The 15,746-nt window shown below is 43.9% G+C and carries 14 protein-coding genes and 1 other annotated feature; of the genes, 5 read left to right on the top strand and 9 right to left on the bottom strand.

From position 1 onward, the window contains the following. Positions 1-158: 158 nt before the first annotated feature. From IRY55_RS00300 to IRY55_RS00290, 3 genes are all read right to left on the bottom strand, one after another. Positions 159-602, bottom strand: a complete 444-nt coding sequence (locus IRY55_RS00300) for a GNAT family N-acetyltransferase (protein ID WP_194561267.1) — start codon at positions 600-602, stop codon at positions 159-161. Positions 603-654: 52 nt separating this feature from the next. After that, a complete protein-coding gene (gene leuS / locus IRY55_RS00295) occupies positions 655-3,069 on the bottom strand; it encodes a leucine--tRNA ligase (RefSeq protein ID WP_194561266.1) in 2,415 nt (804 codons plus the stop codon). Positions 3,070-3,116: 47 nt separating this feature from the next. Next, positions 3,117-3,306: a binding site (T-box leader), on the bottom strand. A gap of 67 nt (positions 3,307-3,373) precedes the next feature. Next, a complete protein-coding gene (locus IRY55_RS00290) occupies positions 3,374-4,549 on the bottom strand; it encodes an MDR family MFS transporter (protein WP_194561265.1) in 1,176 nt (391 codons plus the stop codon). Between the two features lie 142 nt (positions 4,550-4,691). Here IRY55_RS00290 and IRY55_RS00285 point away from each other — a divergent pair, with 142 nt between their 5' ends. The 5 genes from IRY55_RS00285 to IRY55_RS00265 all read left to right on the top strand — a co-directional run bounded on the left by IRY55_RS00285 (position 4,692) and on the right by IRY55_RS00265 (position 8,089). After that, positions 4,692-5,633: a TIGR01212 family radical SAM protein gene (locus tag IRY55_RS00285; RefSeq protein ID WP_194561264.1), complete on the top strand. Its 942-nt coding sequence runs from the start codon at positions 4,692-4,694 to the stop codon at positions 5,631-5,633. Then, entirely contained in the window at positions 5,630-6,238 is a 609-nt protein-coding gene (locus IRY55_RS00280; RefSeq protein ID WP_194561263.1) for a tRNA (mnm(5)s(2)U34)-methyltransferase, read from the top strand. The genes IRY55_RS00285 and IRY55_RS00280 overlap by 4 nt, the downstream gene beginning before the upstream one ends. 80 nt (positions 6,239-6,318) lie before the next feature. Then, positions 6,319-6,801, top strand: coding sequence for an RNA polymerase sigma factor (locus tag IRY55_RS00275; protein ID WP_194561262.1), 483 nt, complete (start codon positions 6,319-6,321; stop codon positions 6,799-6,801). A gap of 2 nt (positions 6,802-6,803) precedes the next feature. Beyond that, positions 6,804-7,343, top strand: a complete 540-nt coding sequence (locus tag IRY55_RS00270) for a zf-HC2 domain-containing protein (protein ID WP_194561261.1) — start codon at positions 6,804-6,806, stop codon at positions 7,341-7,343. Next, entirely contained in the window at positions 7,340-8,089 is a 750-nt protein-coding gene (locus IRY55_RS00265; RefSeq protein ID WP_194561260.1) for a YfjL-like protein, read from the top strand. The genes IRY55_RS00270 and IRY55_RS00265 overlap by 4 nt, the downstream gene beginning before the upstream one ends. A gap of 48 nt (positions 8,090-8,137) precedes the next feature. Here IRY55_RS00265 and IRY55_RS00260 read toward each other — a convergent pair whose 3' ends face one another. From IRY55_RS00260 to IRY55_RS00235, 6 genes are all read right to left on the bottom strand, one after another. Then, the gene (locus IRY55_RS00260; RefSeq protein WP_194561259.1) at positions 8,138-9,202 is read right to left on the bottom strand and encodes a metallophosphoesterase; all 1,065 of its coding nucleotides are present in this window, start codon (positions 9,200-9,202) and stop codon (positions 8,138-8,140) included. Then, positions 9,202-9,921 (bottom strand): SDR family NAD(P)-dependent oxidoreductase, encoded by a 720-nt coding sequence (locus tag IRY55_RS00255; RefSeq protein WP_194561258.1) that lies wholly within the window; start codon positions 9,919-9,921, stop codon positions 9,202-9,204. Before IRY55_RS00255 ends, IRY55_RS00260 begins: the two co-directional genes overlap by 1 nt. Positions 9,922-9,978: 57 nt before the next feature. Continuing rightward, entirely contained in the window at positions 9,979-10,356 is a 378-nt protein-coding gene (locus IRY55_RS00250; protein WP_194561257.1) for an SET domain-containing protein, read from the bottom strand. A 64-nt stretch (positions 10,357-10,420) separates the two neighbouring features. Further along, on the bottom strand, positions 10,421-13,492 hold the full coding sequence (locus IRY55_RS00245; protein WP_194561256.1) for an AAA family ATPase: 3,072 nt from the start codon (positions 13,490-13,492) through the stop codon (positions 10,421-10,423). Continuing rightward, entirely contained in the window at positions 13,489-14,643 is a 1,155-nt protein-coding gene (locus IRY55_RS00240; protein ID WP_194561255.1) for an exonuclease SbcCD subunit D, read from the bottom strand. Before IRY55_RS00240 ends, IRY55_RS00245 begins: the two co-directional genes overlap by 4 nt. Before the next feature lie 132 nt (positions 14,644-14,775). Further along, a complete protein-coding gene (locus tag IRY55_RS00235) occupies positions 14,776-15,744 on the bottom strand; it encodes a metal ABC transporter solute-binding protein, Zn/Mn family (protein WP_194561254.1) in 969 nt (322 codons plus the stop codon). Between the last annotated feature and the right edge of the window lie 2 nt (positions 15,745-15,746).

Below are 15,746 nucleotides of genomic sequence, written 5' to 3'. Positions count from 1 at the left end.
GCTTCCCTCACCTTTTTTTATTCTGCTCTATTTTATATGATTTGTAGCGTCTTGGCGAATAATGATTGTTTCAAAATAGCGACAATACTACATGATTCACTCTCATTATTTTACACTTCATCCAATTAAAGAGCGAGAATAATGAATAAAAAGGAAATTTATAAAGGGATATCTTTTTTCAAAACGATCATATGTTCAAGCAATACACCATTTTCAATAATCGGTTCAGTATAATGCTCTGTGAAAAAATGTTCGATTGTATAGGAATAAGTAAAACCACACGCTTCATAAAATGGAACCGTGAGTCCGCTATCTCCTGTCCCGACAAACATCGTTTGTCCTCTATAATAGGCAAATAATTGTTCGAGCATTCGCTTTCCGTATCCTTGCTTGCGATAAGGGACGTCGATCGCCATATTTTTCAATTCGACGCCTTCTTTTTCTTCTGTAACGACCGCGACGCCAATTACTCGCTCCTCTTCTAACGCGACATACAATGTGCCGCGGTCTAAATACGTATCGATTTGGCTTTCTTCTTCATCTGCTTGCAATAGTAAAGGTAAATACTCTTTTTTATGGTGTTGAATCGTTTGTAAATGCATCGCTTTCTCCTTATGCAAAAAGCGCTAGCTATGGTAGGCTAGCGCTTCGTTATTAATTCGCTACAATGTTGACGAGACGTCCGGGTACTGCGATTACTTTACGAATCGTTTTCCCTTCGATCATCTCTTGAATGCGCTCATTTTCAAGCGCTACTTTTTCGAGTTCTTCTTTCGTAATGTCGCGAGCGACTTCAATTTTCGCGCGCACTTTACCGTTAATTTGTGCGACGATTTCAACTGTATCATCGACGAGTTTACTTTCATCGTATGTTGGCCATGGCTCGTAAGCGAGTGATTCTGTTTCGCCGAGCGCTTGCCATATTTCTTCTGCGATGTGCGGTGTGATTGGGGATAATAACGTGATGAAACCTTTCGCATAATCTACCGGTACACGGTCTACTTTGTACGCTTCGTTCACGAATACCATCATTTGAGAAATTGCCGTATTATTGTGCATATTCTCATAGTCTTCCGTCACTTTTTTCACCGTTTGGTGGTACACTTTTTCAAGTTCTCCGCCTTGTTCACCATTCACTTTCGCGCTCAATGTCCCGTCTTCGTTCATGAAGAGACGCCATACGCGGTCTAAGAAACGACGTGCGCCGTCGACACCATTCGTCGTCCATTCTTTCGCTGCATCGAGTGGACCCATGAACATTTCGTATAAACGTAACGTATCCGCTCCGTGCGAGCTCACGATATCGTCCGGATTAATGACGTTACCGAGTGATTTCGACATTTTAATATTTCCTTCACCGAGAATCATTCCTTGGTTAAACAATTTTTGGAATGGTTCTTTCGTGTGAACGACGCCTAAATCGTACAATACTTTATGCCAGAAACGCGCATACAATAAGTGAAGAACGGCGTGTTCCGCTCCTCCGACATAAATGTCGACCGGCATCCATTTTTTAATTAATTCAGGGTCTGCGATCGCTTCTGTATTATGTGGATCGATGTAGCGTAAGTAATACCAAGAGCTACCTGCCCATTGTGGCATCGTATTCGTTTCACGACGACCTTTCATTCCTGTTTCTGGGTCGACAACATTCACCCATTCTTCGATATTCGCAAGTGGTGATTCGCCTGTTCCAGACGGATGAATATTCGTCGCTTTCGGAAGTTCGAGCGGCAATTGGTCTTCCGGTACCGGTGTCATCGTGCCGTCTTCCCAATGAATCATCGGGATTGGCTCACCCCAGTAACGTTGACGTGAGAACAACCAGTCGCGAAGACGGTACGTCACTTTCCCTTCTCCTTTACCGTTCGCTTCGAACCATTCAATCGCTTTAGCAATCGCTTCTTCTTTATTTAAACCGTTTAAGAAATCGGAATTCACGAGCACACCGTCTTCAGTATGTGCTGCTTCTTCAATGTTACCGCCTGATACGACTTCTTTAATCGGTAAGTTAAATTCTTTCGCAAATTCATAGTCGCGCTCGTCATGTGCGGGTACTGCCATGATTGCCCCTGTTCCGTACGTTGCGAGCACGTAGTCCGCGATCCAGATCGGCATTTTTTCACCGCTCGCTGGGTTGATCGCATAAGCACCTGTAAAGACGCCTGTTTTTTCTTTTGAAAGTTCCGTACGCTCTAAGTCTGATTTCGACTTGATCGAATCAACGTACGCTTGTACGGCTTCACGCTGTTCTGGTGTCGTAATTTGTTCGACGAGTTTATGCTCTGGCGCAAGCACTGCATACGTCGCACCGAAAATCGTATCCGGACGTGTCGTGAACGCTTCGAACGTTTGATCCGTACCGTCGATTTCGAACGTTAATTGTGCTCCTTCCGAACGACCGATCCAGTTGCGTTGCATTTCTTTTAAGCTTTCTGGCCAATCGAGCTCATCTAAGTCTTCGAGCAAACGGTCGGCATACGCTGTAATGCGGAGCACCCATTGACGCATCGGACGGCGTTCTACCGGGTGATTCCCACGCTCTGAAAGCCCGTCAATCACTTCTTCATTCGACAACACGGTACCGAGTGCTGGACACCAGTTTACTGGCACTTCGTCAATGTAAGCGAGGCCCATTTTGTACATTTGAATGAAAATCCATTGCGTCCATTTGTAATATTCAGGATCTGTCGTATTAATTTCGCGGTCCCAATCGTAAGAAAAACCGAGCTCATTCATTTGGCGTTTGAACGTTTGAATGTTGCGCTCTGTAAATTCAGCAGGGTCGTTCCCTGTATCTAATGCATACTGTTCTGCTGGAAGACCGAATGCATCCCATCCCATCGGGTGAAGAACATTATAGCCTTTTTTGCGCTTATATGAACTTAAAATATCCGTCGCGATATACCCGAGCGGGTGACCGACGTGCAAACCTTGTCCTGACGGATAAGGAAACATATCTAACGCATAAAAATTCGGTTTATCTTCGTGTTGTGTCGTTTTGTATGTTTTGTTTTCTAACCAATAATTTTGCCATTTTTTCTCAATCTTCTTGTGATCATAAGCCATTGTGTAAAATCCTCCTTCAAATTAAAAAACTCCCGCCCCTTGACTACGCAAGGGGCGAGAGAGTTATCCCGCGGTACCACCCAAATTGACATCATTCATGTCCACTTCAAATCCTTAACGCGGATGAGACGTATTCGCTCCGTAGGTGAGTTCGTGAAGTTCATTTTACAGACTCGCACCGACCGTCTGCTCTCTACAAAAATGGCACTCCTTACTAGTCTACTTCATTGCGATGAATTATTTTGACTACTATGTAGTGTAACTGAATTTTTGACAATTGACAAGCTTTCACAGAATGTTTTTACTATTGTCGCAATTGTTCCGCTTTTCGCAAAGGACGATCATACACGACGGTCGTTATGAACGTAATGAGTAAGAGCGACGTTAACATTAAAATCATCGTATGCATATCGTACAAGTCGACAAATACTCCTCCTGCGACGGGACCGATCATTTTACCGATCGTTGCGGCTGAGTTGACGATTCCTTGATAGAACCCGTTGCGGCCTTTCGGTGCGAGTTGATTCGCAATCGTCGGAATGGCAGGCCATAATAAAATTTCACCGAATGTTAAGACGACCATCGCCATTAAAAATTGTCCGAACGTTTCAGCAAAGCTGACAAAAATAAAGGAACCGAAGAAAATGGTTAACCCGATGAGCATTTGCACTTTTAATTGATTTTCAAAACGTTTCACAATCGGTGCAATAATCGGCTGACCGAGTAAAATGACGACTCCGTTCACCGTCCAAATTAAACTATATTGCGTTAACGTCACACCGAGCGATAAAGCATGTGTCGAAATCGTCGTCGACCATTGTGAGTAAATGATCCACGTGACGAGATAACCGAGCGAAATGATGAGCAAAGCATAAAACGGCGCTTTTTGTCGAATTTCTTTTCGCTGATTAAGCACAGTTGCAGGTCCTGTATCTGCCACTAAATTGCGATAACCGAAAAAGGCGAGAAATAAAAAGCCGATGTAAAACGCTAAATTCGCACTGAAAATCGCATCGATATTACGTGCAGCGACAAGCCCCGCAACAGCAGGACCGATCGCGACACCGATATTGTTCGCTAAATACATCGCATTAAACGCTTTTCGTCCCCCTTCAGGCCAAACCGCTCCAATCATCGCGTACAAACTCGGAAAGACGATACCACTACTAAATCCGAGAATCGTTAAAAAAATCACATACGGTACGAAGTCGTGACGAAAAACGAGCACGATGAGTGCCAAAATCGAAATGACGCTCCCGAGCATCAACGTCCGATAACCCCCTAACTTATCGAACAACATGCCACCGAGTAAATTTCCGATCACTCCTGCCCCGGCATTCGCCATTAAAACGAAGCCGGCAACCGTCAATGTTTTTCCTAAATACTCGTGCATATAAATCGTATTGAGCGGCCATAAAAAAGAAGCCCCTACAATGTTAATAAACATCCCAAAAATTAAAAGCCACGCGCGCTTCGGCATTATTTCGCCTCCCTAACTAAAAAGATTCTTCAAACAGTTTAAACGTTCTATTCGAAAAGAAAAAGCCTTTCTGAAAATGTTCTTCATTTCAGACGATTTTCTGTGCAAATAATGATACAATTTTGTCGAGGAGTTGAAGAAAGTGAACGGATTATTCCCCTTTCCATCAGAAGGAAAACGGTATTATACATTATCGAAACATTTGAAAGAAGTGTTCGGTGAAAAAACATTTAAAGTGTCACTCGATGCAGGATTCGATTGCCCGAACCGAGACGGTACCGTCGCACACGGTGGGTGTACATTTTGCAGCGTAGCAGGGAGTGGAGATTTTGCGGGAGACCGTGTCGACCCGATCGACGTTCAGTTTCGCGAAATTGAAAACCGCATGCAAGATAAGTGGAAAGGTGGCAAAACGATCGCCTATTTCCAAGCGTATACGAATACGCACGCACCGCTTCCCGTTTTGAAAGAAAAATTTGAAGCTGCGCTCGCTCAACCCGGCGTCGTCGGATTATCGATTGCGACGCGTCCCGATTGCTTACCTCCTGACGTCGTCGACTATTTGGCAGAGCTCAATGAACGGACGTATTTATGGGTGGAACTCGGCTTGCAAACGGTCCACGAAGAAACCGCAACGCTCATTAACCGTGCGCACGATTTTGAAACGTATAAAGAAGGGCTCGACAGTCTTCGCAAACATGACATTCGAGTGTGCAGCCATATTATTAACGGATTGCCTGGCGAATCGCTCGACATGATGATGGAAACGGCACAAGAAGTCGCAAAGCTCGACATTCAAGGGTTGAAAATTCATTTGCTTCATTTATTGAAAGGGACGCCGATGGTGAAGCAATATGAAAAAGGAAAATTAAACTTTTTAACGGAAGAGGAATACGTCCGTCTCGTCGTCGATCAATTAGAAATCATCCCATCCGATGTCGTCATTCACCGCATTACAGGCGACGGTCCTGTCGAAGATTTGATCGGACCGATGTGGAGTGTGACGAAATGGGAAGTGCTCAATGCGATCGACCGCGAACTCGAAAGACGCAATAGTTATCAAGGAAAAGGAGTAAAACGATGAATCAAAACATTATCATCCATCGCGTTTTGCCGATGACGAAACGACTCATTCAACGCGTGACGAATGAAGGGGACGTCGTCGTCGATGCGACGGCAGGTAACGGCAATGATACGCAATTTTTAGCAGAAACCGTCGGACCGAATGGGCGCGTTTTTGCTTTCGATATTCAACAAGAAGCGCTCGATGCGACAAAAGAACGGCTCGAACAAAATGATTGTTTAACGCAAGTTCAACTCATTTGTGACAGTCACGCCAATGTGAAAAAATATGTCGAAGCCCCGATTAGTGGCGCGATGTTCAATCTCGGCTATTTACCGTACAGTGAAGACCTCTCTGTCGTCACACGAGCCGAATCGACAATCGCTGCGATCGACGCCTTGCTCGACTTATTAAAAAAAGACGGTATCATTACGGTCTCGGTATACGACGGACATCCAGGCGGCCCCGAAGAGCGCGACGCCTTGCTTGAATACGTGCGCACACTACACCAAAAAGACGTCCATGTCGCACGCTACGAACTAATCAATCAACGAAATAATCCACCGTTTATGCTCGCCTTTGAAAAAATGCGCGACTTTACGACACATGAACGAATTGAATGCTGACAAATTTGTCAGCATTTTTTTGTAACGAAAATGCATCCGTCGACACTAACTAATGAGTCAAATGGAAAAGGAGGGGTTATGTGAACACGTTAGAACGCGCGTATATGGACGTCCAACCGAAATTGTATCGCTATTTTCTCGCACAATTGTACGACCGAGAAATGGCGGAAGATTTAACACAAGATGTATTTTATACCGCTCTTAAACGACTCCACACATTTCGAGGAGAAGCTTCTTTGGAAACGTGGCTCTTTTCCATCGCCCGCTTTCATTTACTCAATTACATTCGTTCGAAAAAGAAAGATCCAATTTTACAAGAAGAATGGGCATTGCAATTAGCACGGGAAAGTACGGAAGAGGAATGGCTCGCCAAAGAAGAAACACGCACCATTCTCGCCTTCATTCAAACATTGCCCTCTCCACCTAAAGAAGTGATGACATTACGGTTATTCGGAGAACGCTCTTTTGCTGAAATTGGTCAACTGCTCGGAAAAAGTGAAACATACGCCCGCGTCACGTTTCATCGAACGAAACAAAAAATGCAACAACGATTGGAGGAGTAAAGATGAACCGATGTGCGATTGTGGAAGATTTACTTCCTTTATACGTCGACAACTTGTTACAAGAAGAAACGAAACAGTGGGTAGAAGAACATTTGCCACAATGTCCTTCTTGCCAAACCGCTTTAGCTCAAATGGAAGAAGTGATTACCGTCGACTTACCGAATCCGAATGAAGAAGCGGCGAAGACGATAAAAAAAGTGACACGTCAAATGAAACGGTATGAATTTATACTCGTCACACTCGCCTTTTTACTCGCGATGCGAACGACAATCATTCCGGAGCTGACCTTTAATGGCTTATGGGCATACGCTTTGCTCGGTGGCTTACTATACGCCTTTTACAGAACGTGGCTACCCCCGATTGTGCTAAGCTTCGTCCCTTCTTTCTTATATTACGTACAAGATGATTTCGGAGATGCTTCCTTTACAGAAATTATCATCAGTGTCGCAAGTATGGGGACCATTTACACGCTCCTCTCACTCATCGGCGCTTTTATCGCTTACGCTTGGATTCAAGCTTTACAAAAGGAGGAACAACGATGAAAAAGAAAATTTGGCTCGGCATCGCGATTACCGTTACACTCGTTTTCGCATTCATTGCCAATGCATTCACTGGCAATCCGCTTTCCAAAATGATTGCCAAACAAAATACGGAACAGTTTTTACAAAAGACGTACCCTGAAGAAACGTTTCATATTGAAAGAGGATGGTACAATTTTAAAACAGGAACGTATGACTTTATCGTAACAGGCAATCAACTGCCTCAAGAAGTGGAGATGATGCGCGCTGGATTTTTCGGTCAACACCCTCATTATGATGGGGTGCGAGATAGCCGTATGGATACGTCATTAAATCGTCGCCTGAACGAACAAGCAGGCGCTTATTTAGTGGAAGCCTTTCGGTCAGGTGCGCCAAATGTCCGCGGAGTCGACATGACGTTTTCCGTCATGCGAGGAGAATTGCCGACGCATACCGATTGGTCACCGACTTTATCTTTCGTTGAAGAGCCGTGGCTCATGATTATGATGGACGCGACGAATGTTTCGGTCGAGCAGTTTGAAGAAGAAGTGCAATTTATGCAACAAACACTCGAAGACCTCGGCATCCAATACCGCTCCGCTTCCGTCAATGCCCAACTATGGGACGAGGACACGTACGAACTGAACCGACAAGAAGCGGAAACGAACCCCGAACTCGAGATTGACCGCGACGACTTCTGGTACTTACGCTACTTCGCCTCATTCCATCCAAAAACGAAAAAAATCGAAACAGAAGTGTACGATCAATAACACACAAAAAAACGACCGCTCATCCATTCCATGAGCGATCGTTTTTATTTACTTTAAAATAGAAGGCTGAAGTTCAATGATGACGTATTCACTTTTCGTCCCGATGCGAATCGGGGGGCCCCAGAAGCCTGCACCAGATGAGACGATGGCGACGCTACTATTTTCTTTCTGCAACATGCCATAGTCAATCGGAAAGATTTTTTGCGTAATGAGATAAAAAGGCCACACTTGCCCGCGATGTGTATGCCCGGAGACGATCAAGTCGATGCGGTCGTCGTAATCGAGCACGGTCGACGGTTGATGGTCGAGCATAAATACCGGCTTTGACGAATCGATAGCATCGAGCGCTTGTGCAATGGAATGGCGCACGCCGCCTTGGTCACCGATTGGACGGACGTCTTTTCTTCCACCGACGACGAACGGTCCGACATCGACGACTTCATCTTCTAATAAATGAATGTTCGTCTGTAAAACGAGCGCTCTCATTTTATCAAAATTGTCGCCTGCATCGTGATTGCCCCACGCTAAAAATGTTCCGTATGTCGATTGAAAAGTTGAGAGTAATTCCTGAATGCGTTCAGGATGTCGTATCGCTTCAAAATTACTGTCAAATAAGTCACCCGCGAGCAATACGACATCCGGCTGTTCCTCATTCACACGTTGTACGATGCGCTCAAGTTTTCTAACCCCATTCACATAGCCTAGATGGATGTCGCTCAGCAAGGCGATGCGTACAGGTTGTTCTACCGGAATCGTCTCGACCTTGTAAGATGTCTTTTGCAGTCGTTCCGCTTGCCAAATGCCTCCCGCAAACAATAACACGATACATGTTGTACTCCACCAAAAAGAAGGAAACGGCAAAAAATGAAAGAGCGCATAAATGACGAATGCTAACAAGCCGAGTGCCATCCAATAACTCCCGAGCTGTCCGAAAAAGGAGCCGATACTTTTCGTCCGTACCGCTACGACAGCGATGCTCATCACCGTGAAGACGAAAATGATGCCATAAATCGGTAAAGCAAACCGTGGAAACTGTTTCGCTAACGTCCAAGCGACGAAGCCGTGCATACTTCCGTACAGCGCTAAAATGAGCGTGAGGACGACGTACATCATTACTCGACGTCTCGCACGTCAGCGATGACACGTTCATTCATCCATTCGCTACGCAAAAACGTAAGCAAGCGTGCTGCCGTTTCTTCAGGTGTCGCAAGTGCACCTGTTTCTTTATAGTCAATAAAGTGCTCTAAAAGAGGAAAATGCGATTCATCGCTCGAACGAATCACCTCTTGCATATTTGTATCGATAATCCCTGGCGCAATGGACACGATTTGTACAGGATGCGCTTGTTTTTTCTGTTCTTCATGAACGATCGTTGAAAAATGGTCAAGCGCTGCTTTCGTCGTTCCGTACACCCCCCAACCGTCATACTGTTTGCGCCCTGCACCCGATGAAATATTCATAATACGCTTTTCAACGTCTTCTTCTTGCAATGCGGAAATAAATGCATTCGCTAATTGAATCGGTGCTGTTACGTTCACCTCAATGGCACGCGCAATGGCTTCACGGTCTAATAAGCCGACAAGTCCAATCGGTTCGACGATCCCTGCATTATTAATTAACGTAAAGGACGTTGCTTCTTGAAGATGACGCTTGATGAATTTTTCCACTTCAATCGTGGCAACATCCGCTGTCACGTCGACTTTCACTAAATTACGTCGCGCTTTATCATTCGTGCGCGCTAAGCCATAAACGATATGCCCTTCATGCTCCAGTTGATCCATTAACGCTTTCCCAATCCCTTTTGATGCTCCTGTTACGATGTATACTTCCATTTCATTTCCTCCTTTTGTTGAAAAAGCCCCCTTCCACATAGCGCGGAAAGGGTACTTTTATTCTTCGTTAAACCAGAGGGGATCATTATTCTCTTCTTCCCCATTATAATTAATTAACACTTCTTCTCCCGCTTCAATATCCGTATATGCATAAAAATCGAATGTTTCGTTATCGAAATCAATCTCATATGTCACATTCGGTGTGTACGAATGGTTAAAGAGCATCCCGTATCCTAATAAAATCGCCGTACGGCCAATGCCGTATTCAAATGCGTAATCCGCGAGCAACGTTTTTTCAATATGTTCATGTTGTTCATTTGGATACGCAAGGACAGGAGCTTTATGCAAAAGTGTTCCTTTTTTAATATTTTCTGTCGCAAACACACCGCGTGTGTAATCTCCATTACTTAATGGAGAGTTTTTGATTTCGATCATCATTTCGCCTACTTACATTTTAGATTTATTGTCTCACTATACCATAGTTGAGAGCGACAATCTCTTAATTTGTAATGACGCGCAATTCACTATGACCATCTTTCGTCTTGTTCACTTCGATGCGAGACGGGATGGCCTGCTTCAATTCCTCGACGTGAGAAATGACACCAATCATACGTCCTGACTTTTGCAAGTCGATTAATACATCGATCGCTTGGCGTAACGATTCATCATCGAGAGAACCGAAGCCTTCGTCGATAAATAATGTTTCGACCGAGATTGCTCCTTGGAAACTTTGAATGACGTCACTCATGCCGAGCGATAGACAGAGAGAGGCCAAAAATTTCTCCCCCCCACTCATCGTTTTCACATCGCGCGCTTGCCCTGTGTAGCTATCATAAATATCTAAATCTAATCCACTTTGACGGTTATGTTTCGCTTTTTCTTCGCTGCGCACGAATTGATATTGCCCGCGCGACAATTGATGGAATCGGACATTCGCCGCTTGAATGACGCGTTCTAAATATTCGATTTGAATGTAACGTTCAAACGACAATTTTAAATGGTTTTGACCGCGTAATAAATCGTACATTTGAATGAGTTCGCCTACTTCTTTTTCTAATGCAACGAGTTTTTCCGCACGTTGTTCTACTTCTTTTACGGTCTCATCAATTAAGGCGATGCTTGAACGCATAAGTAAAACGAAAGCATTCATCTCTTTTAATTGTTCTCGCACTCGTGCGACATGATATTGCCATTCTGTTTCGTCTACTTTCTCTTTCCCTTTTAAACGCTCTTGAAGTTGTGCAATCAATGTTGTCGTCATATGACAATCCGTTTCATATTGCTGAATCGTTTTGCGCAACGATTCAATTTCAGGAACGTCTTGAAGCGCTCGTTCATAGTCTGCTTCATCTTGAAACTCTGCTATCCTTAATTGTTCATCGAAAATAGCACGCGCCTCTTTTCCTTCTTCGATTACACGGTGCCAACGCTTTTCTGTTTCCGTGACACGTTCTTGCGCTAATGATTTTTGTTCGCTCCATTTTTTCCACGCTTCTTCTGCTCGCTCGCGGTCTTTTTTCATCTGGTCATAGTTTAACTGCATGCGATGCAGTTCTGACGTGAATGCGCGAATGTCGCGTTGTTCTTCTCCAAGCGATTGCTCCACTTGTTGTAAAACGGCGCGTTGTTCAACGTACGCACCTTCACTTTGACGCGCCCTTTCTTCCGCTTGACGTACCGCCTGCTCCGCTTCTTCTACTCGCTTATGCAACGCTTCAACTTTCGGTTCCAATTGTTCGACTTTTTGACGCTCTTGTTCAATATGTTGTAATGCCGCTAATGTCGTTTCAAACATTTCTCTTAATTGAGGTAATGTCGCATGTACTTCTCGCTCTACCCGCGCCACTTCATAACGGTTGTACTCACTTACCGCATGTTGATATTGTTGTTCATATTGATAATACGTGCGCTCTGCTTCCTGCAACAATTTCCGCTCGCTTTGTACGACACGTTCATCGACCGATGTTTCTTCTTCTTCCGTAATGAAATGATCTAAACTTCCGCAAACTGGGCAAGGTTCGCCCCCTACTAAATGTTTACGCAAGCGAATCGCTTCATTGCCGAGCCATTCTTTTTCGAGTTTTTCCACTTGACGCGTCAATTGTTGCACTGCTTGGCGTTGCGTCACATAATCTGTTTCTAACGACTGTGCACGCGCTCTCCACTTTTCAAGTTGCTCTAACAATTCAATCTGCTTTTCATACGCTTGACGTTCGACCAGTTTCTTTTCATACGGACGCACTTCATGACGCGCTCGTTTTAACTCTTTTTCATACACTTTTCGTTCGTTCGTCAATTGTTCGAGTTTAGTTCGCGCTCGTTCTGCGACTGTTTTCGCTTCCATCCAATATTGTTTCGCTTGTTGTTTTGCTTGTGTCGTTTCTTCTACTTTTTCAAAGAGGGGGAGGCGTTCTTCCATTTGAACAATCGCACGGTGTAAATGCGCGAATTCTTCCTCTCGCGCACGCCACTCGTTCACCCGTTCCGCAGCATGACGTTCTTCTTCTGTCGCTCGCTCTAATTCGGCGCGTAATGTTTTGAGTCGTTGTTGTTCTTCTTTCGCTACTTCTCGTAAACGGTTGAGCTGATTGCGGTATTCATTTAACGGACGAGCTTTTTCCGCTCGTTGCAACCTCACACGTTGATCTTCAATCGTTTGTCTTTCCTGCTTCAGCTGTTCTTCTCGTTTCAACTGTTCGGCAAGCTTCGCAAAATCGGCATTTAAAGCTTCCGCTTCCGCTAAACGTTTCATCACTTCTTGTTCGCGCTTTTCTAACTCATGAACTTTCCCTTCCCCGCTCTTCAACTTTTCGACGTACATGCGACGTTCATTCGCCACGAGTTTCGTCCAATGGTTCACGTGCAATGTTGCCTGTTCGTGCAGTTGCTTCAATTCTTCATTCGGATAAGTGAGTTTTTCGACGCGGGAAGCGGTCATTAATAAATCGCGTTGGCTCGATTCATACGATTGTCTTCCCTCTTTCACTTCCTCTTTCATCACTTCAATTAACGCCTCGTACCGCTCCGTTTGGAATATTTTTCGCAACATCGCTTCTTTTTCATCCGTCGTCGACGTTAAAAACTTGCGAAACTCCCCTTGAGGCAGCATGACGAGTTGTTTAAATTGCGTTGCCGTAAAACCGATCAACTGCTCGATTTTATCGTTCACTTCCGTAATAATTTGACGATCCACCGCTTGGCGCAATTCTCCGTCTACCATTTCATACAGTTCCGCTTGCGCTTTCGTTTCATTTTTATTTCCTAGTTTCGTATACGGTAGTTGACGCGTCACTTCAAAGATTCGATTTTTAATCGAAAATCGCAATGTGACAATGGACGGTTCGTCACCTTTTGCGAAGTCGCTACGCAAACTGCGCGCATCATCTTTCCGGTCCTCTCCACTCGCTTCTCCGTAAAGCGCATACGTTAAAGCGTCAAAAATCGTCGTCTTACCTGCCCCTGTCGAACCGGCAATAACGAATAATTGCTGGGCAGCGAGTTTTGTGAAATCGATTTCTTCCGTCCCTTTATATGGGCCGAATCCCGTCATTTTTAAATAAAGTGGCTTCATCGTTCACGTTCCTCCTTTAAAACACGATCATTCAAACGTTCAAATAAAGCGAGCATCGTTTCTGTCGGCTCTTCGTCTGCAATATTGGAGAAAAAAGCCGTAAACAATTCAGTATCCGTCATCTTTTCCGCTTGCACGTATTCGAGTGCTCCTTCTGTCGGACGATAAAACAATTTACGTTCAACGTGCATCGCATTCGGGAATACTTCACGAATTTTTTCCATCGGTTGCAATACTGTCTCTTCATCAAGTAGCGTGACGAACATATAATCTTCTGAGCGCTCTTCTTTTAATAAATCCGCTAAATAACCTTCCACACTTCGCACATCACGTCGTATGTGAAACGAACGTTTTTCGATTATGCAGTTTCCTACTCCATCTAATTCAACGACGAGATAACCTTTTTGATGGTGTTGTTCAGATAATGAATATTTTAGCAATGAGCCGGAATAACGAATCGTTTCATCGCCGATATGATGCGCTTGATGTAAGTGACCAAGTGCCGTGTAATGGAATGCTTTAAAACGCTCACTGCTCACATATTCCGCGCCCCCAATCGATAATGGACGCTCAGAATCACTCCGCATCGTGTCGTCTTCTTCTCCAGTTTTCGTAACGAATGCATGACTGACTGCTACGTGGCGAGCTTGTTCGTCTAAAGTTGAGGTCAGTCGTTCAATAATCGCTCGCATCGCATCATCATGTGTGTTAATCGTTTCATCATCATAAGCAAGTCTTGCGATACTCGGGTCGACATACGGAATTAAATGAAAGTGAACCGCTCCATATTCATCTTCTAAGATGACAGGTTCTAATTCATCGTCAAGCGAGCCTGAAACGAAATAGCGTCCTCCTCTCATAAAAGAACGACCAAATTGCAAACGTGTCGGGCTGTCGTGATTCCCCGCAATCGCTAACACAGGAATACGTAAATCATAGGCGAGCGCAGTTAATACTTCGTCGAATAAATCGACTGCCTCTACCGGTGGAATCCCCCGATCATAAATATCTCCTGCAATAATAATCACATCGGGACGCTCTTCTTTCATCTCTTCAATAAATCGTTCTAACGCATAACGTTGATCTTCTGTCATGTAGACGCCTTGAACGAGTTTTCCTAAATGCCAATCAGCAGTATGTACTATTTTCATCATGAGTCACTCCTTTACGATCTTCCTTTCATTATACTATTTTACAAGTACATATTTATGTTTTTACACAAAAAGACAAAATGAGAAGCATAATGCCTCTCATTTTGTCTGTGTGTGTCCATCTCATTGAAATTATTTTGTGAGTCCTGCGTGAATCGTTTCAATGTTTGATTTTAAGAAACCTGTGTATGTTTCTCCTTCGCTACCTGGTTTCCCAAGCTCATCTGAATAAATTTCAGCGAAAATTTCTGCACCTGTTTCTTTCGCTACTGTCTCCATCGGACGTTTATCAACGTTCGATTCGACAAATAACGTATCGATATTATTTTCTTTAATGAATTCAACTAATGACTTAATTTGTTCAGGTGTACCGTTTTCTTCCGTATCAATTGCCCAAATGTATCCTTCTTTTAAGCCGTAACGATCTGTCATGTATTGGAATGCACGCTCACTCGTTACGAGAATACGTTTTTCTTCTGGAATTTCATTGATTTTTTCTTCGTACATTTTATCGATTGCTTTTAATTCTTCTAAAAACTTCGCACCATTTTCTTCATATGTCGCTTTATTATCTGGGTCGATCTCGATTAAACCTTTCATTACATTCTCCACCATTTGAATTCCGACTGCTGGTGATAAAAATGCGTGTGGGTTAATTTCTTCTTCTTGTCCATCATCTGAAGTTAAATACATCGGCTCTACGCCTTCCATCACTTCAAATACTTGGTCGTCTGATTTTTTCACAGTGCTCACTAATTTTGAGAACCAACCTGAGTCTCCACCTTCAAGATTTAAACCGTTATAAAATAATGCATCTGCGTCTGTCGCTTTTTTAATATCTTCTGGCAATGGCTCGTATTCATGTGGATCTGTACCGATTGGCACCATTGAGTGAACGTCTACTAACTCTCCACCGACTTCATTTAAAATATCATGAATGATTGAAAACGTTGCGACGAGTTGTAATTTTTCTTTATCATTAGAAGGTGTGTCCCCTTCTTCTTTTTCACTTGTTTGTCCTTTGTCATCATTGCTGCAAGCGGCGAGTAAAAATACTGCCATGATTGACATGAGACCGAACTTCCAAAACTTCTTCAACATGT

Source organism: Savagea serpentis (assembly GCF_015351395.1).
Lineage (GTDB): Bacteria > Bacillota > Bacilli > Bacillales_A > Planococcaceae > Savagea > Savagea serpentis.
The sequence above is the reverse complement of the archived record's forward strand: the minus strand, read 5'-3'. Positions and strand labels throughout refer to the sequence as shown.